This is a genomic window from Thalassoglobus sp. JC818 (genome assembly GCF_040717535.1).
Lineage (GTDB): Bacteria > Planctomycetota > Planctomycetia > Planctomycetales > Planctomycetaceae > Thalassoglobus.
Genome location: NZ_JBFEFI010000001.1, coordinates 1,048,971 through 1,069,972 on the forward strand (window position 1 = coordinate 1,048,971; position 21,002 = coordinate 1,069,972).

Consider the following 21,002-nt stretch of genomic DNA (forward strand, 5'->3'; position numbering starts at 1 on the left):
GCACGGAACTGTCCATGCGGAGTTCGAAAGGTGGCTGAAAATCAATCAATGGCGCTCAGAGTGAATGTTAATTCCGCGTCCCAGGAATCTCACCGATTCTCTCGAGCTGAATGGCATTGAACATCGAGTACGGACTTCCATCGCGGCGACTGGTAACCTTGAGCAGTTCACCCGCAGGGAGGTCGATTACGTACCGAACGTATTGATTTCCGTCCGAGAAAGGTTGTCCACGAAAATCCCAGGTTCCGTCATTCCGAGTCGACTTTCCGGACAGCATCACGCCGGCGCATTCAACTTCAATCGCTGCGTTCTGGTCGGGTGCATCGCCGTGCGCAAAGACATAAACCGCATACGTCCCTTCGGGCAGATATCGCATTTCCAGCGAGAGATCCACGCATCTGCAGTTGTGGTAGATATACGCATGATACGGACCATTTTCGCCCGCGATGCCCCATTCGCCGTCATTCTCTGAAACTCTCACTTCAACATCAGTCGCCGCACCATCAGCGGTCGAGAGTCCAGCGAGCGAAGTTTGTCCATACTCGATGAAGTTCCAGTGATCTGCCGCATCGCCAACAACTCCATGACGATCGACCTCTTCAGTTTGATGTGCGAAATTGAGGTTCCAAATCTGATCGGCTCGAGTCAGGAAACCTGACTTCTTCGAGACTTGATCCTCGGCTCCGATCGATTGGGAATGAATCGTGAGAATAGCATCGCTGAGGTTCTGTACGTCTGAAGTGAAGTCAATCAGAGACGCCATCAACGCTGTGCCCTTCTCCAAATGTGAAGGAGTCACAAAACGGAACCGATCTCCCGACGACAGCAGCACAGTCTCTTTGGAAAACCCATCTGGGGAGGCAACCGGATAGCAAAGCAGGATCGACGGCGAAGAAGCAGCCGGTGACGCCGCTTCGCCCCTGGCACTTTCTGATTCGTTCGCAGCCACGATGTAAACCTGATTCGGCTTAAGTGAAAAGCGAGCTGAAGACTTCTCAATACGAAGCTTCTTGCCGGGTGCAAAGAAGTTCTTCTCGTGCGAAACGAGGAGTTGATGTACTTCTCGACTTGGCCGAGACTCTGCCCTCTTCGCGAGGCGCGTTGCCTCGGTCACTCTCTTTTGCTCGCGAGTACTCTCTTCACCGAACGCAGAGCCTCTTGAGTCAACATTTAGGCCGGCAACAACACCCAACCCCACCAAGACCATCAGACAAATCGATCGCTGCATCGCCCACCTCGCCAATCGGATTCGAGACTTTGACTCGCCGAAGATCCTTCAACGAGAATCAGACTATTGTGTCCTGTTTGACGAGTTTAAGACAAGACAAGTTCCACCAAGTTCGTCGTTGAACTGGTTTTCATCGAACAGAACTTGCGCAGAAACCTGACCGTCCCGCGATTTCGGACGGTCGTCGAGAGCATGAATGCGGAATCGAAGATCAGCTACCGCGAGACCATGATGTCTTCGCTGTAGGTATCGAATCGCCAGAGTGAACCCTCGCCCACCATGCCGATCGTGGCAGCCCCGCGTGTGTAAGCGATCCCGTTCACGACTACATCGGAAGTGACGTCGACACGAATCTTGGCGTGGTCTCCGTCGACTTCCACGCTCGTGATTTTCGTCACTCGGCCTGCCAGATGCTTGTGGTAGTTCAGCGAGTTGACAAACGGTGGATTTGTGAGGAACTCCAGAGACTCCTTGTCCATATCCGGATTGCTCTTCAGGAAAAACTCTTTTGACCGGGGGACGTCAGCTGGGTCATATCGATCCTGTTGCTTTTTCAGTGATTGCTGTTTCGCATCTGGCAGGTATTTCAGGAAGTCATGAACTGATGTCGCTTTTCTGGCGGAGACCAAGAAATACGCGAGGCATCGTTCCGGCGAGGGTGCCTTCGCAGCATCGAACGGAACTTTTGGAGTCGAAGATGAGCTTGTTTTCGCTGGGCTCGAACTTGTCGATTTCCCAGGTGAAGATGTCGAGGCGGTTTCTCGTTCTGTTTTGCGCCGCTCGAAATCCCTTTCCATTTCTTTCGAGCGCCGTTCGAAATCCGCTTTCATTTCGCGACTTCGCTTTTCGAAGTCTCTTTTCATCTGGGCCCGTTTGATCTGCATCGAGCGATCATCTGCTTTGGAGAGATGGCAAAAGCTGACGTGTAGAAGGCTCGCGACGATGCACGCAAAAAGTGCAGACCGTCGCTTCATGACTCGCTTAAACAATTTCTACCCCGACTCGCTACAAGCATTTCCCACGGTGATTTCGCACGCAAAGAGCAAATCCCGAAGGCCTCCCGATGTCCCCGAGACAAACGCCGAACGTATTCCGAAGCTCGCTGATGAACTCTTGATTGCTCAAGGAGACTCAATCCGCAGACTTCTGAATGGCTTTCGCAAGATGCAATCCATCCGAAACCTAACATGCAGAATGCGCCCGGGATCGAATTCGTTCATTTTTCGGATGAACGAATAAGAACTCTTAAAAAGAAAGACATCCGAAGGAATGGGCAGCACCGAAACAACGACCGAGTCACAGCTGACCAGCAGTCGGCTTACTTTTCATCTTTAGAAGGAGGAGTTTCCCGCTCCGGCAGTCGCCCCGCCTTTTTGAGTGCTTCGCGTAAGATGAATTCCAGCTGACCGTTCGCGCTTCGTAGATCTTCATCTGCCCAGCGACGCAAAGCGTCGAGGATTTTCGGGTCGGTTCTCAGCAAAAAAGACTCACGTGCCATACTCTTGACTCTTTCGATCCGGGATCACCTCAAACGCAATTCTTTGCGTTCAAAGGCGATCAAACCGAATCATTTCTGGATTGAGGGGTCATTCAACCCATGTCTCGTTTTTGCAGAAGCTTAATGCTCCTGCCAATTCAATGCTTTCGGGCTTCAGTCGCCTGCGTTTCTGTTGTCTCACTGGAGATCACGAAACCTCCTCACGAAACAACTTCTGCGAGACTCCTGAGAAACCGCAGAAAGGTCTAGTGATAAATCGATCCGGCGTTGACCACCGGTTGTGTGTGTCGGTCGCTGCACAGGACGACGAGCAAATTTGACACCATCGCTGCCCGGCGTTCCGAATCGAGTTCCACGATTTCGTCGCGTTGCAGGTGTTCCAATGCCATCTGCACCATGCCGACAGCTCCTTCCACAATTTTTGTTCGGGCAGCGACGACCGCTTGGGCCTGCTGACGCTGCAACATCGCAGCTGCGATTTCAGGAGAATAGGCCAGGTGACTGATTCGGGCTTCGATTACAGAGACCCCCGCCTTTTCCAGACGTTCCTGAATGTCTTGCTGGAGCTGATCGCACACCTCCAATGTGTTACCACGCAATGAGATCTCATGATCTTCACTGTCGTAAGGATGCCGGCTTGCGAGAACTCGCAGAGCCGATTCGCTTTGCGTCTGCACAAAATGCTCATAATCGTCAACTTCGAACAATGCTTCGGCTGTGTCGACGACTTTCCAGACGACGACCGCCGAAATGTCGATCGGGTTGCCGTCACGATCGTTGACTTTCGAAGGACGACCGCTGGAGTGCGATTCCTTCTCGATCACAATCCCCGCTTCATTTTTCTTGGCGGGGATCGTTGTGGAACCGGTTTCGAAATTACGAACCCTGAGCGACAGCTTCTTCTTGGCCATGAAAGGATTCACCCAATAAAAGCCGGAAGTTTTGACGGAACCTCGATAGTCGCCAAACAACAGAAGGACCCGCGAATCATTGGGAGCAATCGCCAAAAACCCGAAGATCGAAATAACGCCACAGATAATCATCAGCAGCGCGAAGAACATCAGTGGCAAGCTGAATGAAAATGCATTGGCGTTGTAGATCAGCAGCCCGATCCCGCCGAAGACCAAAGCTGGAACCATGGGCAGCGCCACCCATCCGGAAGTTGGCTGAACTTCTTTCTCGACAATCATTGCAAGCACCCTTTCCCAAATTGACGAACCGCGGATGATACCGATGTGATATCACTTTGTTATCAAACAGTCAAACGTGAATGCCACCTGCGAGGTTCACAGAATTCTTCCGGATTGTTCTGGATTGCCTCCTCGAACGAACTTTTCGATGAAATCCTGCCGATGTATTCGAGGCGGACACATCAAACTCAACGCAACTTTGTCTTGATTTCGACAGCGAATCTGCGAGTCTAGTGTGTACGAACTCATGCCCGCTGATATGATCCATCCTCCCACCCGCACCATCCCACCAAGGCTGGCACCATGGCATACCAACTTCCACGACGCACATTTCTCAAAGCCGCCGGGGTCTCCATCGCTCTGCCTGCTCTGGAGTCCATGGCGCCTGCAGTCACAAAAACCAGCCCGGCCTCTCAATCACCACGCAGACTCGTCTGCGTCGGGAATGAATTCGGGATGTATCCGGGATCGTTCTGGCCGGAATCGACGGGTCGGGATTACGAACTCACACCGCTTCTCAAGCCACTCGCAGCTCATCGATCAGATCTCACTCTCTTCTCGAATCTCGATCATGGACTCAAAGGGGGCCACTTCGCGATCCATGGCTTCCTGACGGGAGTCAATGCCGCGGATGCGAAGGGAATGGAAGAAGGCGGAATCAGCCTCGACCAGAAAGCTGCAGAATTTGTGGGTTCAGCCACGCGATTCCCATCACTCAACGTTGGCAGCGAAGATGGGTTGCACGGTGGCTGTCAGATGAGTTGGACTCGCACCGGCACACGGGTTCCTCCGATGCCCGGTCCGCGAGAACTCTTCCGATCGCTGTTCATCAACGACGACGGTCAGACCAAAGCTCAAGCAAAAGACCGGATTCGACTTCAAAACTCGATTCTGGACTCCGTCCTCGACGACGCCAATTCCCTCAATCGACGAATCAGTCGAGCGGATCAGCAGAAGCTCGATGAATACTTCGCATCGATTCGTGACGTCGAAAGCAAACTGGCTCTCGACCAATACTGGCAGGACATCCCGAAACCGGAAGCTCCGTTTGATGAGCCGGAAAACGAAGGGTTGACGAAAGACCTTCCCAAGATCTACGACCTGCTCGCCATCGCACTGCAAACCGATTCGACCAGAGTTGCCACAATTGAAGTCGGCGGAAGTTTCGCCGCTTCTGACCTCGGAATTCGCAGCGGATATCACTCGCTGTCGCATCATGGTCATGTTGAAGACAAAATCGACGAGCTTGTTCAAATCGAACTTTATCAGGTCGAGCAGTTTGCTCGATTCCTCGAAACGCTCAAGGGAATCCGTGAACCAGGCCAGGATGGAACACTCCTTGACAGCACAATGGCCCTGTTCGGTAGTGGCATGGGGAACGCGAATTCCCACACGAATCATAACCTCCCCGTCATTCTCGCTGGTGGAGGGTTCCGACACGGCGAACACAAGAGCTATCCAGAGGACTCGGCGAAGAAGGTTCCGCTCAGCAATCTCTTCCTTTCGATGCTGCAGCAGTTCGGAATCGAAACGGACACCTTCAGCATGAGCTCAGGCACGCTTTCTGGACTGGAGACCGCATAAAGATGTCCACCTGGAAACGATGTGCAATCGTTCTCGCGTACACAGTTTGTGTGTTCGCTCTTCCACTCAACACGACTCACGCTCAAGAGTCCGCGCAACAATCAGAACTAATCGACGACTTCCTGCAGCGTCAGCAGAATGAGTTCAAGAACGAAATCACTCCGTTCTTGAGCAAGTACTGTGTCGCGTGTCACGGACCGGATGATCAAAGTGGAGAACGTCGTTTTGATGTTCTCACCGGAGACATCTCGGACCTCAATTCACTCGCCGACTATCAGGACATTCTCGATCAACTCAATCTCGGCACCATGCCGCCCAGCGATGAGACCCAGCCTTCAACAGAAGAGCGTCGCAAGACCGTTCAATGGCTGACTCACTCAATCGCCAATTTTCACGAAACGCATCGCCCCACTCCGTCCGAAACCGTGCTCCGCAGGCTGAACGCCCGTGAGTACAAGAACACGATTCGGGATCTCTTTCATCTCAAGACGCTCATCTTTGACCCTTCGCACGGGTTCCCGAAAGATCGCGCCGTCGACCACCTCGACAATATTGGGGAATCGCTCGTCATTTCGGGTTACCAGCTAGAACGATACCTCGAAGCTGCCGAAGTCGTTGTCGACAAAGCCATGTTCCCAGCGGAACAACCGGAAGTTCAGACGTGGCGTTTCACAGATGGCTTTCGACAGCAGAAGGAGATCGATCAGGTTCACGTCAAAGTCACCGGTTTCGATCACCTTCGCTTGTACGACGTTCGCGGAGCTGACAAACACGAAGGCGGGTACGTTCCGATTCACGCATTTGCTGACGGCGTTCCAGAGGACGGTGTGTACGAAATTCGTTTCCTGGCCGAGGCTGTGAATCGTAACCATCCATACGATCCAGAGTTTCTTGGAACGGACGCCAGCGAACCACTGCGTCTTGGAATTGTGCCCGGCAATCACATCGTCGGTCATCTTCATAAGCCCCAGCCGATCGAACCTCTCCTCGCAGCAGTTGATCTGGCTGACGAGAAGGAATGGTACACCGTCGATGTCTGGCTGGACGCTGGATACACCCCTCGCTTTACGTTCGAAAACGGCTTGATGGATGCTCGAAACCTTTGGACGAAGCTGATCAAGAAGTATCCGGATGATTTTCCAAAGCAGAAGCGACCGGGAATCGTGGAAGCGCGATTCAATGCCATCAAGTATGGAAAACTTCCGCAGATCAGAATCCACGAAGTCGAGATCCGAGGCCCGCTCTACAAGCAATGGCCAAAACCAAGCCAGCAAGTCGTTCTCGGTGATGACTGGACCGAAGTCGCAGCGACAGGCAAGCTCACCCCTGCCCTGCTGGAGCGACACTTACATCAGTTTCTTTCTCGAGCATACCGTCGGCCAGCCACAAACGAGGAAGTGGCTCGAATCGTGGATGTGATCCATGCACGCAGCCAGCCGGGGCAATCAGGCATTGAAGCTCTTAGCGACGGACTGAAAACTGCACTCTGCTCACCGAACTTCCTTTACCTCGACGAAGGTGAAGAAGGAGACCTGTCGGCCTACGCGCTCGCTTCACGACTCTCTTACTTTTTGTGGTCCTCAATGCCTGATGAGGAACTCTTCCAGCTTGCCGAGAGTGGAGAGATTTTGAAAGAGGAAGTCATTCGCGAACAGGTTGAGCGAATGCTGGAATCACCGAAGTCTTCCGAATTTCTCGATGGATTCCTGGGCTCTTGGCTGACGCTACGAGACCTCGGTTCATCGCCTCCGGACCGCAAAGACTTTTCGAAGTTCTACCATTACGACCTCGACCGCGCGATGCGTCAGGAGACCATGCTATTCGCCCAGCATCTTCTGGACGAAAACCTGAGCGTGTTGAACTTCCTGGATTCAGACTTCACGTTTGTGAACAAGCGATTGGCAGATCACTACAACATCGACGTTGAGTTCGAGAACTGGTACGACTATCAACAGGTCGCCCTCAACGACAAACGGCGAGGCGGGTTGCTCGGTCAAGCCAGTGTACTGACCGTCACAGCCAACGGCATCGACACCTCTCCGGTCGTTCGCGGAGTTTGGATTCTCGAGAATCTGCTCGGCACACCTCCAACTCCCCCGCCGCCCGACATCGAACCACTCGATCCAGATGTGCGTGGGACAACGACCATCCGCGAACAACTCCAAAAGCATCGAGACAATCCCGCGTGCAACGACTGTCATCGCTCAATCGATCCTCCAGGTTTTGCACTGGAGAACTTCGATGCCATCGGTGGATGGAGAGATTCCTACGGCAAGGGAAAGTCAATCGATGCTTCGTCTGAGCTTGCGAACGGAGAGTCATTCAACGACGTCAGGGATTTCAAAGCCTTATTGAGGAAACATCCCGACACGTTCTTGCGTGGCCTCACCGGAAAACTCATGGCCTACGCAATGGGTCGTGAGATTCATGCGACCGATCGACCAACAATTGATCGCATCGTTCAGGAACTCAACGAATCAGGCAACGGCTTCCGTGATCTCGTGGTGCTTGTCGCGTTGAGCGATTCGTTCCGTTCACGCTGACACTCAGTTGATCCAAAGAAACAGGATCAACTGAGATCTGTCGAGGTCGTAAGTTTTCAGTCCGTCACGATCTCGCCGTCTTTCAATCGTGAGTGCAGGAGTAATTCGAGTCGATCTCGCTGTTCCTGATGTCCCGGTGAATCAGCGAGATTCGTCAATTGGTCCGCGTCGACTCTCATGTCGTAAAGTTCTTCAGTGCCGTCTTTGTACTTCATGTAGGCCCAGTCATTCGTTCGGAGGCCGAATCCGTTTCCGGTGTACGATAGCGCAGCGTCTCGCACTTGAAGTTCGGGGTTTTTAAGAACCGAGACCAGTGACTTTCCCTGGACGGAATCGGGAATCGCAAGACCAGCCAATTCTGAGAGAGTCGGAAACAGATCGACAAGTTCGACGATCGATTCACTTCGCCCGGGATCGATGCCGGGGACAGAAATCATCAGTGGCACACGCACGACTTCTTCGTGCAGGTTCGATTTCTGCCAGAAACCATGTTCTCCGAGATGGTAGCCATGGTCACTTAGAAAAACGATGGCTGTTGAGTCTCGCAGCCCGAGCCGATCCAGTTCATCGAGGATTCGGCCCACCTGCTCGTCCATAAATGTGACTGTGGCATAGTAAGAACTCCACATCCTCTTTTGGTTGTCTGGATACTTTCCAATTGGATTGGTCGTGGAGACTGTCCCCCCCTTTCCGAAACGCGGAATGTCATCGAGATCATCGGGCGAGAACTCCGGAACGGTCATTTCCTCCCATGGATACGGCTTGAAGTATTGGCGTGGCGCGACCATCGGATAGTGAGGGCGAACGAAACCGACCGCCAAGAAGAACGGGTCCTGCGAATGTTCGTTCAGCAGTTCAATTGCTTTTGTCGCTGACTTGGAATCAGGTTGATCAATCCCTTCCCCGTCGTACTCGACAGCGACAAACATGCGATGCGGATTCTGTGTCGACTGACGACCTGCCTGATCCGACGTAAAGATATTGAGGTTCAAGCACGAGTAATCGCCCAGGGTATGAGCTTCCCGTCCCGGCGAATTAAAACTCTCAGTCCACGATTCCGGATGATCTCGTCCGTCGGTCCCTGCGATAATGTCGCCCGGAACCGCCATGTGATAGATCTTGCCAACTCTCGCGGAGTAGTACCCGTTGCTCTTGAAATGCTCTCCGAGATTGACTGGTCCAGTTCCCTGGTATCGGCTGAACATGAACGACTGCCGTGAAGGGAAACAGAGCGTCCCCTGACAATACGCCCGTTCGAAAACAACACTTCGCTCAGCCAGACGGTCGATATTGGGAGTCTGGCAGACAGCATCTCCATAACACCCCAGCACACTCGCTTTGAGATCGTCAGAGATCAGGAATAGAATGTTCTTTACTCTTGGCTCGTCCGCTCGACACAAACTCGGAAAGCTGACATTCGCCAAGCAAACGACAAGTAAAACTGAAAGCAAGAAGAACGATTCGAAGTGTTGGAAACGTCCGAATGTGTTCTTCAAAGGTCTCTGGGCATCTCTCAGTGTCAGCATGAACATCTCCAGAATACTCACAGCCCGTTCAAGAATGCGCTAAGCGGTCGACGTTTCTCGAACAGATGATTTCCTTGCAAGCCTCATCAAGTCGATGCATGGTAATTCATTGATGCTGTTCAATCACTTCAACATCAGTGTTTTTTGATTGAACAGGGCCACATCAGCGATACATTGTTTTTCCTGTTGCCCCTGACATTGATGTTGCGACAATTCGATGGTCGGTGATACTCGAGAGGTTTGCACAATCGGGCATCTTTAGCGAACCTGACACCCCCAACGTGGTGTCCTCCCGGCAACTCATCATCCGCCCACTCTCATCCGCACTCATTGGAATTCCATTGTCTGCCCCCCCAACGCAAACTGAAGTTGCCGATCGACCGAATTTCGACTGGCTACTCGCTGACGCATCACTCTTCGGAGTGGTTCTGATCTGGGGCATCAATATGCCCGTGATGAAGATTGGGCTGGAGCACATGAATGTTTACGCATTCAACGCCGGTCGCCTGACACTTTCTGCGGCGGTGCTGATGGTGATTGCGATTCGTGCCCGATCGTTTCGTCCGTCTCAGATCTCACGCTCGATGTGGAAGCACGTGGCTGTGTATGCCTTCATCGCTTCCGGGTTGTATCAGGTGCTGTTTTTACTCGGTATCGCGAGAACAACATCCGGAAACGCCGCTTTGATCATGACGAGCGTTCCGATGTGGACGGCGTTGCTGGCGAGATTTCTGATTGGTGAGCGTCTTAGCCGGATGGCTTGGACGGGACTGATCGGCGCTTTTGTTGGGACGTGTGTGGTGACGGCGACGAATGGAGTCAGTGGAGATTCAAGCTACTTTCTCGGAAACGTCATCATGCTGATCGCTGCTCTGACGTGGTCTTACGGGACAGTGAAAAGTCGACAGATCCTGACGAGTGTGTCTCCGTTAACATTGTCGGCAATCGCATCGGTTTCGATGCTCCCGCTGCACTTCATGATCGCTGGCCCGAACGTGCTGCAAGACTTCACTGCACTTACTCGGGCGGATGCGTTTTTCCCGATCCTCTACTCCGGAATTTTCTCAACCGGTTTCGCTCTGGCGATGTGGAACTTTGGAGTACGTCAAACGGGAGCAGCCCATGCTTCGGTGTATCAGAATCTGATTCCGGTGATTGCCATGCTGAGCGCCTGGATGATTCGAGGCGAAACTGTCTCACTCAGCCAAATCATGGGAGGAGTCATGATTATTGGCGGGTTGATGATCATGAGACGAGCCCGTAATTGATCGCGGTTTCAGCATCACGAGACTCGAGTCATCTCCAGCTCGAACAGAAACGAAAACAGGTCGATCGCTCAGTGAATCTGAACGATCGACCTGTCTGTTTTTGGAAGATTTGACCTGGCGACCACTGTTCGCATGATCACTTCAAAACTGCACGCTCAACGACCAGACCGCGTTCCGATCGACCAGTTTTCATGGTCGATTCATGCAAGATTTCGTTCACTGAGATTCTACCTCGCACCAGTTGGCCGAGTTATTTGCAACTCTTAACGGAGTTGTCTCACACGATGACTTCTTCAACTTCCTTGAAGCGTTTGGCGAGCATCCACTTTTCCCACCAGGTCGGCTCTCTAAGCCTCGGATCGGTGACAGGAACTTCGTGTCGTTTCCCGCGTTTGGTCACGAGTTTCAGATGCTCACCGTCCACGATGTCTTCGACGACCCAATATTTTTCGACGAGGTAGGTGTATTTTTCGCCATGTTCATCGGGGTGAATCTCTTCAGCACGGGGACCTGGGCTCGTACTTCGCTTTTGTTTGCGGTAGATGACCCAGTCACCAACTTCCCAGGTGGATTGCGATTTCGCAGCGTGATTCATCGTATTTCCTCCCAATTGACTCTGGCAGTTCTCCTCTTCCGTCAACTAGCCCATGCTCACCTCATCAGGAGTACCACGTTCAGTTGTTCAGTCAGAGAGATTGATTTGAAAATAAAGTAACGCAACTTTCGGACCGGAACTCTCGAAAGCAGGCGTCCACAAACTGTCATATCGAGCCAGCACTTGCAAACTCATACTGACATTCTGATGACTCACGAACATGCTGCCAGTGAGGCGGTCGAAGCGAAGTTCAAACTGCCGAGTCCTGAACGGCCGCAGTCATTGTTTCGCTTGTGGTCATGTCGCTCCGAGTTGTCGCGAAAGCTGTTCTCTATGCTTGCCGCTTGAGACGAAGCATTCGCCTGGACATTCAGCAATGCTCGTCATCCTGTCAGCCCATGCGTTTTCGCGAATTCCTTTTCGAAAAATGCTTGAAGGTGCTCATTATTCCCGAACTCATCCTGAGACGATTTGTGAATCGCTGGATGAAGTGAAAGCCCCTCGAATCTCTTCATCAGAATGACAGTTCTGATGAATGCCTGAATCCGGGGACCAATCGGTCGAGCGCATGGGGCATTCTAGAAAACAATCTGCATAAAATCCAGTTCCGCAGCACCTCTGCTGTCACGCAATTAACTCTTGTATAGGGGCTCCGCCAAACTGGCTCAGCTGTTTGAAACGACCGGCGTGATAGTAAGTGAGCTTGTTGTCATCCAGCCCCAGAAGCCGTAGAAGAGTGACGTGGAAGTCTCGGACGTGATGTACGTTCTCGACTGCCATCGCTCCGATGTCGTCGGTGGCTCCGATCGTGTGACCAGCCCGACACCCTCCGCCAGCCATCCAGATGGACATCGCGTCCGGATTGTGATCACGGCCGTAAGCTAATCCACCACCTCGGACTCCATTGTCTGGAGTGCGACCAAATTCACCCATCCAGACGATCAGCGTTTCGTCGAGGAGTCCGCGTTGACGGAGATCCTGAATCAATGCTGCGATGGGTTGGTCAACAGCTGGAATCAGCGCTCCGTGTGCTTTTGCCAAGTAGTCGTGCGAATCCCAGGTGCTGGCATAGAGCTGGACAAAGCGAACGCCTTTCTCGACCAGTTTCCTCGCGAGCAAACATCGGCGACCGAAGTTGTCCGTCGGTTCCTGGCCAACTCCGTACATCTCGAGCGTTTTCTCCGTTTCGTTATCGAGACTCAAGATCCCCGGAACTTCCATCTGCATCCGAAAGGCAAGTTCATAGTTTTGCATCCTGGCGCGAAGGTCGTCGTGTTGAGGATGCTGCGAAGCATGATTGCGATTGAGGAATTGCAGATAGTCGAGATTCTTCCGCTGATGCTGCTGTGTGATTCCCGGTGGAGGCGCGATGTCGAGAATAGGTGAGCCTTTCGGGCGAAGCGGCGTGCCCTGAAAAGCCGTCGGGAGAAATCCGTTTGACCAGTTCGCCGATCCGCCTTGAGGATGAAACAACTCAGGCAGAACGATATATCCCGGAAGGTCTTTGTTTTCGGTTCCAAGACCATAGTTCACCCAAGCGCCGATGGCAGGGTCTCCGCCGAAACGATTTCCGGTGTTGACATGATAATTCGCTGTCGGATGGTTCACCGACTCCACCTGGCAACCACGATAAAAACAGAGCTCGTCTGCGACGCTCGGCAAGTGTTCCCAGCGGTCACACATGTCGGCCCCTGATTCGCCAACCTTGTGAAATTTGAATGGGCTTTCGACGTAATAACGTTTCCCGCTGCTCATGGCCGATTGCTTCTCTCCACTCCGCTGAAACTCTTTCAGGTGGAGTTCGCTCAACTTCGGCTTGGGATCGAAGGTGTCGATATGCGATGGACCTCCCTCCATGTAGAGGAAGATGCAGTGCTTGGCTTTCGCTTCAGGAAAGTGTGGACCGCTGGCGCTCGAGCCGGAGGATTCGATCGACTCTTCGGCTAGCAGCGACGAGAACGCAGCTGGTCCAAGTGTTGCACTCAAGCTGTAAAGGAATTCTCTGCGTAACATTGTGAATACCTGACGAATCACGAAAGGGTTGAATCGATGATCGATCCGAATAACGTCAACAAACCAGCCAGAAGAGGATCGGTCTTAATAGACGTAAACAAACTCGTTCGAGTTCAGCAGCACTAGGCAGACATCGGCCAGTGCACGCGTTCTGGCGCCGACCTGATGAGGCTGTAGATCGGGAATGTAATCTTCGTAAGCGAACAGTTTCTCCGTGAACTCAAACCGTTCGCCCGTGTTTTCATCAATCGCTTCGCGGACAACCTCGACGGGATACTCGACCGGTTCAAAATGCAGGTCTTTCTGGAGTTCGTTCATCTCACTCCAATGTTGCCGTGTCGCATGCATTTCTTCGTCAGAAGGAAGGCGTCCAAAGCAAAGCTGGAACAATTTACGAACGACCTCTTCTTCGTCGTCGCATTCGTCAAGAACCCGTTTTGCCAGTGCGAGGGCTCGATCATTCGCTTCCTGGCCATTGAGCATGGCGAACACTTGGGGGGTGATATTTGACTGATCGCGCATCTCACAGCTTGTTTCTGACCCCGGCTGATTGAACGTTTCGAGGAAGGGGATGCGGTGTCCACGAATTTTGTGAATGTAGATGGAGCGGCGGTTCCGGTCGTTCGGATCCGGATTGGGGACGTAGCTTGGAGCGAACGTACCCATGATCATTCGAGGCTGAAGTGCTGCTTCGAGATTCATGTCAGGTCGAATCGGAATTCCGCCGAGTGTCGAGTTCAACTCACCAGACACGCTCAGCGTGGCATCACGAATCTCTTCTGCCTCCAATCTGCGAGGAAGGAAGACTGCGTAAGAGTTCCCAGAAGGATCGGCAGAGGCGAGTTCCTCCGGGTGGAAGTGTGTTGTCGACCGACAATAGGCGTCCGTGTTCATGATGACACGATGTAAGTGCTTGATCGACCATCCATTCGAAACGAATTCTGTGGCGAGCCAGTCGAGCAGCTTCGGATGCGTTGGTTTCTTGCCGGTCGTTCCAAAGTTGTTCGGGTTCCCGGCAATGCCTCGACCGAAATGGAAGGCCCAGATGCGGTTGACCAGAACGCGCGACGTGAGGGTGTTTTCCGGACTGGCAATCCATTCAGCGAAAGCAGTCCGTCGACCTGAATGGCCAGTCGGAAGAGACGCTTCCATTGCCCCGGGCACAGCGGAGAGAACGCCGGGCTGAACAGGAATCGTCGGAGAGAATGGATCTCCACCAGCCAGAATCGCTGTCTTTTCTAACTCTCCTCCTTTGGAGGGATTGTCGGGTTTTGGGATGCGGCTGTAGCTCGATTTGGGAGTTCTTGTAGTCCCGCTGTATGTCGAGTATGCGAACGGCTGATACCGGTCGAATTCCCAATTGAAGCGATGTTGCCACTTCCTTCCGATGCGTTCTTTTCCGAACTCTTCGGCGGTCTTCAACGTTCGATTCGGGAGTTCATCGGCTGAAACTCCAGCCTTCCGTGCTTCGGCTTTGTTCTTGTACGGCATCCCTTTTTCGCGAAACCACTCGGCTTCGTATTCGGCCTGCCGTTGCTGCAGATCTTTCAGCACCTGTTCATTCGCTTTGTGCCTCAACTGGTGATACCTCTTGTCTTCCTCCATGCCAGCGAGGTTTTCATCCGGAAGCCATTCGGTTTTGACTTCTGCAAATTGCGTGGTCGCGAAGACAGCTTGAACGGAGTAGAAGTCGCGTGTTGGAATCGGATCGAACTTGTGGTCATGGCAACGGCAACATTGCAAAGCCTGTCCGAGAAAAACCTGACCGACGGTATCGGTGATGTCATCGAGAAAGAGCTGACGAGTCACTGTCGCCACGCTCATGCCCGTATGCTCCCAAGGCCCCATCCGAAGAAATCCGGATGCGATCTGAAGCTCGGTTTGCTGTTCAGAAGTCAGTTGATCGCGATTCGCTTCCGCCACCTCGTCGCCAGCGATTTGTTCCAGAATGAATTCGTCAAACGGCTTGTCTGCATTGAATGCCCGGACGACGTAGTCTCGGAAACGCCACGCGTTCGGTCGTTCGTAGTCGTTGGCGAAACCGGAGCTGTCCGCATATCGCACGACATCGAGCCAGTGGCGGCCCCACTGCTCTCCGTAGTGAGGACTTTCGAGAAGACGATCGACGAGGGCTGCGAATGCTTCCTTGTCTTCCCGAGGATCATTGACGAATTGCTCCACTTCCGAGGGAGTCGGAGGGAGTCCCAGCAGGTCGAATGTGGCTCGACGGATGAGCACCTGTCGAGATGCTCGCGGCGCAGAGAGAATCTCCCGCTCATCCAGTTGCTGGTCGATGAACGCGTCGACCGGTGAACAGCGACAAGCGTCCGACAGCTCCGGGAATTCAGTCTGGATGGGCTGAAATGCCCACAGGTCTTCAAGATCGTACTTTCGATTCGTCCAGGAATCGCTCAATCCACCGGACGTCTCGACAACAACCCCTTCGGCATAATCACGGTAGATCTCGGCGATTCGTTCATCGTCTGGCCAGGGCGCCCCCTCCTTGATCCAGTCGCGAACCGCCCAAATTTCTTCTTGAGACAGCTTTTCCGCCTCTTTAGGAGGCATTTCGAATCCTTCTTCCTCGCGAGAAAGCATCCCGAGCAGGTAGCTGTCTTCGATTTCTCCGGGAACGACGATGGAATCACCCCACGAATCCCCACCAGCCAGAAGTTGCTCGCGAGTGTCCATCAGGAAGCCGCTTTCGATGGAATCTGCACTCTCGCTGTGACATCCAGCACACTTTTCCTGGAAAATCGGCTGAACTTGCAACGCGAACAGCTTTTCTCCCTCAGTCGGCGGTTCTGCGGCGCTTGTGGAATTCCATCCACTCGCGAAAACGATCACCAAACCAGCGAGACGGAATGCTTTGCAGGACATGAACATCTGCTCTTTTCGCCAATCAATTCCAAAAAAAGAAGCTGACCACAAATCATATCAGAATTGAATTGTACGTCGAAGAACGACACGGACGATCTTGCGTCATTTTCTTATGAATTCGCTCCAGAGCCGGACCCAATCCTCGACCGCCGCACAATGAGTTATTAAAGTTCATTCTTCAAAAGAACACATCCTGATCGCAAACTCTAAACTGGTTGCCTTCCAAACAATGCAAAACGACATCGGACTCATCGGTCTGGCTGTGATGGGCCAGAATCTCGTACTCAACATGGCCAATCACGGTTTCTCAGTCGCGGTTTACAACCGAACAACGGAAACGATGGATGAGTTCGTTGGTGGACTCAAAGACGAGCCCGTCGACAAGGTCTGGGAAGGAACCGTCGATCGGGTCAATGGCTACAAAGAGATCGAAGATTTCGTCGCTTCGCTCAAGCGTCCTCGCCGTGTCATGATCATGGTCAAGGCAGGCGGCCCCGTTGACGCAGTTATCGAACAGCTCAAAGGTCTGCTCGAACCTGGCGACATCATCATCGATGGCGGAAACAGCGACTTCGTCGACACAAATCGTCGATCCAAAGAACTCCGTGATGAAGGCTTCCAGTTCATCGGAACGGGTGTCTCCGGTGGAGAAGAAGGAGCTCTCAAAGGTCCATCGATCATGCCGGGCGGACACGTCGACGCATGGCCGCACGTCAAAGACATCCTGCAATCAATCTCCGCCAAAGTCGGTCCCAACGACGACATCCCTTGTTGCGACTGGGTCGGCGAAGACGGTGCTGGTCACTATGTTAAAATGGTTCACAACGGGATCGAATATGGCGACATGCAGTTGATCTGCGAAGCCTACTTCATCCTCAAGCACACCCTGAATCTCTCGAACGAAGAGCTCTATCAGGTCTTCAAGAGCTGGAACGAAGGGGAACTCGCGAGCTATCTCATCGAGATCACTCGGGACATCTTCACTGTCAAAGATGAAAAGACCGGCAACGATCTGGTCGACATGATCCTGGACACTGCAAAGCAGAAGGGAACCGGGAAGTGGATGAGCCAGCATGCCCTCGATCTGGGTGTGCCAACGACTCTCATCACCGAAGCTGTTTACGCTCGATGCCTCTCGGGTCAGAAAGATGCTCGAGTTCGAGCTTCTGAAGTCCTTAGTGGACCGGACGTCACCTTCGACGGAGACCGTGATCAGTTCATCGAAGATGTCCGTCAAGCACTCTACGCTTCGAAACTCGTCAGCTACGCTCAAGGCTACGTTCAACTCGATGCAGCTGCTGCGGAGTTCGGCTGGAAGCTAAACAATGGAAACATCGCCCTGCTCTGGCGTGGTGGATGTATCATTCGCTCGGTCTTCCTCGAAGACATCAAAGCAGCTTTCGACAAAAAACCTGAACTCGAAAACTTGCTGCTCGACGACTTCTTCAAGAAAGCTATCAATCAGGCTCAGCCAGCCTGGCGTCGAGTTGTCGCCACAGCGGTTAATATGGGACTTCCAGTGCCTGGATTCAGTGCTGCCCTCACCTACTACGATGGCTACCGTCGCGACCGATTGCCTGCGAACCTGCTTCAGGCTCAGCGAGATTACTTCGGTGCTCACACCTACGAGCGCATCGACACACCTCGCGGTGAAACGTTCCACACCGATTGGATTCGCGAGCGCAACCTGACATAGTTCGCTTGCAAACGTGCTCGCACTGACGAACACGATGAAATGACAAAAGGCTCCGACAGCAAGTCACGCTGTCGGAGCCTTTTTCATTGACTCAGCTTCAAGCACAGTCGAGTGTCTGCAAACGACACAATCCCCACTCCGAATTCATGGAGAAGACCGAACGAATTCGGAAGCGAGGATTGTGTTTCGCACTCAGGCTTGTGTGCAACTTTTCTTACTCGGGCTGTTAGCGAGAGCATTTTCTGATCGTGAATGCACGAGCAAGCACTTCCATTTGACTTATAGTGCAAGCGAGTGCACCGAAAAGAGCAACTTGCTCTAGTTCGCAGGAATGACTGCCGCTGGCTTCAATGATTCCGGAGCAGATTGTTTGAGCATCACGAACATGTGTTGCCCTTTCTTAGTCTTGAATTCTCCGGGTGCTTCAGCGTTCGGGAATCCGTAGATGAGTTTGACGACATCTTCGTCCTTGTGGATCAAACCAACCGCCCCGATTCCTGGCATGGGTGGCTTAATGCTCTCCATGACGATATGTGCACCAAGCTCATGCGGTTGAAGCTGGAACTTCGCCACGTAGAGTTCGCCGTCCTCAGCATCCAGAGTTTTGATCTGCTGATCAGTGAAGACCACCTGTTGTGCCTTCAGCTCTTCCGGCTTCAGTTCCTTCCCGTCCATCTCTCCTCGGATGATGCGGTAAGTTCCCTCCAGATCGCTCGCTTTCAGCTCGCGAGTTGGGTTCTTCTTCGCTGGTGAACGTTGATCTTGTTCCTGCCCCTGAGCCTGAACTGACAGTGCCAGCAGGCAGAGAGCAAGCAAACAAACGCCTGTCAAATTGATGATTCTTTCTCGATCGTTCATGGTCTTCTCCTCACACCGAGTCATTTTGTTTTCCTTAGTTGTTTCTGCAAATTCAGCAGTTCGTCTTGGATGCAATGCATGCTGCGTGCCGATCTCTCCAAGACGTGGAAACTCAAGCATTCTGTGCGGTTTCGGTGCAATTTCTGAGACTTGAACAGTCAACGTGAGCGAGAAACGTTCAGTCAATCGCTATGTTTTTCGATGAAAACAAACCCCATGCTGCTGCGAACCTGAATGAAGAGACTGGTCGTTTCGCAGCACTCGTTCAGCGCATGACAGATAGACGTTCCTCTCTGTGCGTGGTACAACTGAAGATTAAGGTCAGAGAATTTCCCTGAGATCGTGACGTCCATTTCAAAAGTGAGGGCATGACATGGCATGGTTCAGTCGATTCACGCGGTTCGGTGACGTCCATCTTTGCTTCGCTCAGGAACAGAACATTTCCTGTGGTCTGGCTTCCATCATCATGGCAGCTTTCAAGATCAATAAGCTCACGCCGAAAGTGACGGCGATGTATGGCGAAGACGATATGATGGCTAAAGCCAAAGCTCTGTTTGGTGCCAAGCCTCTCGGAGATGCCGGGCTGACCGGAAACAAGATGATCACGCTGCTGAACGATGACTCGCTGAACATGAAGGGATGGTCGTTAACGACACCCAACATCAATCAGATGAACAACGAGATCATTAAGAACGTTGGCGTTTCCGAAGGCTGGGGACCGACGATGAGTGTGACTCCGGTGATCATCATGGTGCAGTGGAAAGGTGGCACCGCTCGGCATTGGGTGCTCATCGACACTGTCCGGAAGATTTGGGGCTCGATTTACGCCACTGTTTGCGATCCCTGGGACGGCAGCGTTCACGTGATCAAAATCGAGAAGGACAAACGATTCGACTACGCAGCCCGAGATACGATCGACTTCGATTTCTGGGGAAAACGCAATCGATACGGCTCTAAAACGCAAGAAGGCAGTTCGACAATCACGACACCAACCTGGGTTGGGTCAATTATGCTCAAACGCACGACGTGACGACGCCCCAATCCTGTTGAGTTTTCACCACGGCTACGTCTTCCGGTTGCCACGCACAGACATTCAGATTCACTACTCTTCCTCGACGCCCGCTCGCTCAAAATCACTCTGGAAGCAGAAAGCTGTTCGCATTGCTGGCGATTCATAAACTAAGCTTCGGATGCCCGTTCCATCAATCTGCGCGGAACGGGGAAACTCTTGTCCGATCATGAAATTTTGCTCCCCCCTCGAATGCTACCTGTCTGAATAGACCTCATTTCATCTCTTTAAAGATTGAAAAACGCGATGGCAAAGAAGACCGAACAACGACTTCTCGCGAAACTGGCAGCTGGCCAGCCGCTGACTCCCGGAGAGATCAATTCGTTGTCCCTCAAAATCGCAAAAGGCCAAACAAAGAAGCGTGCGCGTTCGATCACCCAACAAGTCGAGCTGCGATACACAGCTCAACTTGCGCAACTCAGCGTGATGCAGCGACAGCAGGTGGTGAATGCTGTTCGCGATTACACAATGGACTCAACTTCGATCAACAATTCGTGTCGCGGCGGAGCTCCGAATGCCAACGCCCAGAGACTCGATCAAGTGTTTCAGATTTTCCATCAGCAGAACTGGGACAACGACTATCGCGTGACCTATCGACTGATGACTTACAAGCCGACAGACAACATGCCGTGGGGTGCAGCGGCCGCACCTCATATTGTCGTGGGTGATCGTGTTCGAGACGATGCTTTTCTGTCTGCCAGTGAGAACCGACAGCTGCTCGTCAACGGAGTCGAAAACCCCGGACCCAACGATCGGTACGTGAAGCTGGCCATCTATGGACGCGGCGGAATCAACATCTCGGGCGGCTCTCTCTATTCGAATGCCAATGAGAAAGCCATGATGAAGAGTGATCATCCGAAGACATGGCGATTCCGAACAGCACATGCTGGGCAGGCGGAAATCCTTTACGATCGAGGAACGGTCTTCCGCGTTCGGAAAATCACCCCGAACGGCAACAACGTTCACGTCGTGCTCTCCATCAGCAATGGAGGCGGAGGCGGCGGCGTGAAGAACATGTTCACCGGAACCTAATCGATTTCGCTGGCCATTCTGC

15 protein-coding genes are annotated in these 21,002 nt (G+C 52.7%); 6 read left to right on the top strand and 9 right to left on the bottom strand.

Annotated elements, in window-relative coordinates; translation table 11 throughout:
- Window positions 1-67: 67 nt before the first annotated feature.
- The 4 genes from AB1L42_RS03730 to AB1L42_RS03745 form a co-directional block, all read right to left on the bottom strand.
- Window positions 68-1,228: a hypothetical protein gene (locus tag AB1L42_RS03730; RefSeq protein ID WP_367051341.1), complete on the bottom strand. Its 1,161-nt coding sequence runs from the start codon at window positions 1,226-1,228 to the stop codon at window positions 68-70.
- A 215-nt stretch (window positions 1,229-1,443) separates the two neighbouring features.
- Window positions 1,444-2,025 carry a hypothetical protein gene (locus AB1L42_RS03735; protein WP_367051343.1) on the bottom strand — a complete coding sequence of 194 codons (582 nt, stop codon included), beginning with the start codon at window positions 2,023-2,025 and terminating at the stop codon, window positions 1,444-1,446.
- A 521-nt stretch (window positions 2,026-2,546) separates the two neighbouring features.
- The gene (locus AB1L42_RS03740) at window positions 2,547-2,726 is read right to left on the bottom strand and encodes an Arc family DNA-binding protein (protein WP_367051345.1); all 180 of its coding nucleotides are present in this window, start codon (window positions 2,724-2,726) and stop codon (window positions 2,547-2,549) included.
- Between the two features lie 245 nt (window positions 2,727-2,971).
- Complete coding sequence (locus AB1L42_RS03745) at window positions 2,972-3,916, bottom strand: SPFH domain-containing protein (protein ID WP_367051347.1); 945 nt, start codon at window positions 3,914-3,916, stop codon at window positions 2,972-2,974.
- 303 nt (window positions 3,917-4,219) lie between these two features.
- Here AB1L42_RS03745 and AB1L42_RS03750 point away from each other — a divergent pair, with 303 nt between their 5' ends.
- Entirely contained in the window at window positions 4,220-5,500 is a 1,281-nt protein-coding gene (locus AB1L42_RS03750; RefSeq protein WP_367051349.1) for a DUF1552 domain-containing protein, read from the top strand.
- Window positions 5,501-5,502: 2 nt separating this feature from the next.
- The gene (locus tag AB1L42_RS03755; protein ID WP_367051352.1) at window positions 5,503-8,043 is read left to right on the top strand and encodes a DUF1592 domain-containing protein; all 2,541 of its coding nucleotides are present in this window, start codon (window positions 5,503-5,505) and stop codon (window positions 8,041-8,043) included.
- A 56-nt stretch (window positions 8,044-8,099) separates the two neighbouring features.
- On the opposite strand, the gene AB1L42_RS03760 is transcribed toward AB1L42_RS03755, so the two are convergent.
- The gene (locus tag AB1L42_RS03760) at window positions 8,100-9,569 is read right to left on the bottom strand and encodes a sulfatase (RefSeq protein ID WP_367051354.1); all 1,470 of its coding nucleotides are present in this window, start codon (window positions 9,567-9,569) and stop codon (window positions 8,100-8,102) included.
- A 284-nt stretch (window positions 9,570-9,853) separates the two neighbouring features.
- On the opposite strand from AB1L42_RS03760, the gene AB1L42_RS03765 reads away from it, so the two are divergent.
- Window positions 9,854-10,837, top strand: coding sequence for a DMT family transporter (locus AB1L42_RS03765; RefSeq protein WP_367051356.1), 984 nt, complete (start codon window positions 9,854-9,856; stop codon window positions 10,835-10,837).
- Window positions 10,838-11,114: 277 nt separating this feature from the next.
- Here AB1L42_RS03765 and AB1L42_RS03770 read toward each other — a convergent pair whose 3' ends face one another.
- From AB1L42_RS03770 to AB1L42_RS03780, 3 genes are all read right to left on the bottom strand, one after another.
- Complete coding sequence (locus tag AB1L42_RS03770; protein ID WP_367051358.1) at window positions 11,115-11,432, bottom strand: hypothetical protein; 318 nt, start codon at window positions 11,430-11,432, stop codon at window positions 11,115-11,117.
- Window positions 11,433-12,056: 624 nt separating this feature from the next.
- The gene (locus AB1L42_RS03775) at window positions 12,057-13,463 is read right to left on the bottom strand and encodes a DUF1501 domain-containing protein (protein WP_367051707.1); all 1,407 of its coding nucleotides are present in this window, start codon (window positions 13,461-13,463) and stop codon (window positions 12,057-12,059) included.
- Between the two features lie 66 nt (window positions 13,464-13,529).
- Window positions 13,530-16,325, bottom strand: a complete 2,796-nt coding sequence (locus tag AB1L42_RS03780; protein WP_367051360.1) for a PSD1 and planctomycete cytochrome C domain-containing protein — start codon at window positions 16,323-16,325, stop codon at window positions 13,530-13,532.
- A 229-nt stretch (window positions 16,326-16,554) separates the two neighbouring features.
- Between AB1L42_RS03780 and gnd the strand changes: the two genes are divergently transcribed.
- Window positions 16,555-18,021 carry a decarboxylating NADP(+)-dependent phosphogluconate dehydrogenase gene (gnd, locus tag AB1L42_RS03785; protein ID WP_367051362.1) on the top strand — a complete coding sequence of 489 codons (1,467 nt, stop codon included), beginning with the start codon at window positions 16,555-16,557 and terminating at the stop codon, window positions 18,019-18,021.
- A 318-nt stretch (window positions 18,022-18,339) separates the two neighbouring features.
- Here gnd and AB1L42_RS03790 read toward each other — a convergent pair whose 3' ends face one another.
- Entirely contained in the window at window positions 18,340-18,879 is a 540-nt protein-coding gene (locus AB1L42_RS03790; protein ID WP_367051364.1) for a hypothetical protein, read from the bottom strand.
- A gap of 373 nt (window positions 18,880-19,252) precedes the next feature.
- Between AB1L42_RS03790 and AB1L42_RS03795 the strand changes: the two genes are divergently transcribed.
- Window positions 19,253-19,909: a hypothetical protein gene (locus AB1L42_RS03795; RefSeq protein ID WP_367051366.1), complete on the top strand. Its 657-nt coding sequence runs from the start codon at window positions 19,253-19,255 to the stop codon at window positions 19,907-19,909.
- 285 nt (window positions 19,910-20,194) lie between these two features.
- A complete protein-coding gene (locus AB1L42_RS03800; protein WP_367051368.1) occupies window positions 20,195-20,980 on the top strand; it encodes a hypothetical protein in 786 nt (261 codons plus the stop codon).
- The last annotated feature ends 22 nt before the right edge of the window (window positions 20,981-21,002 follow it).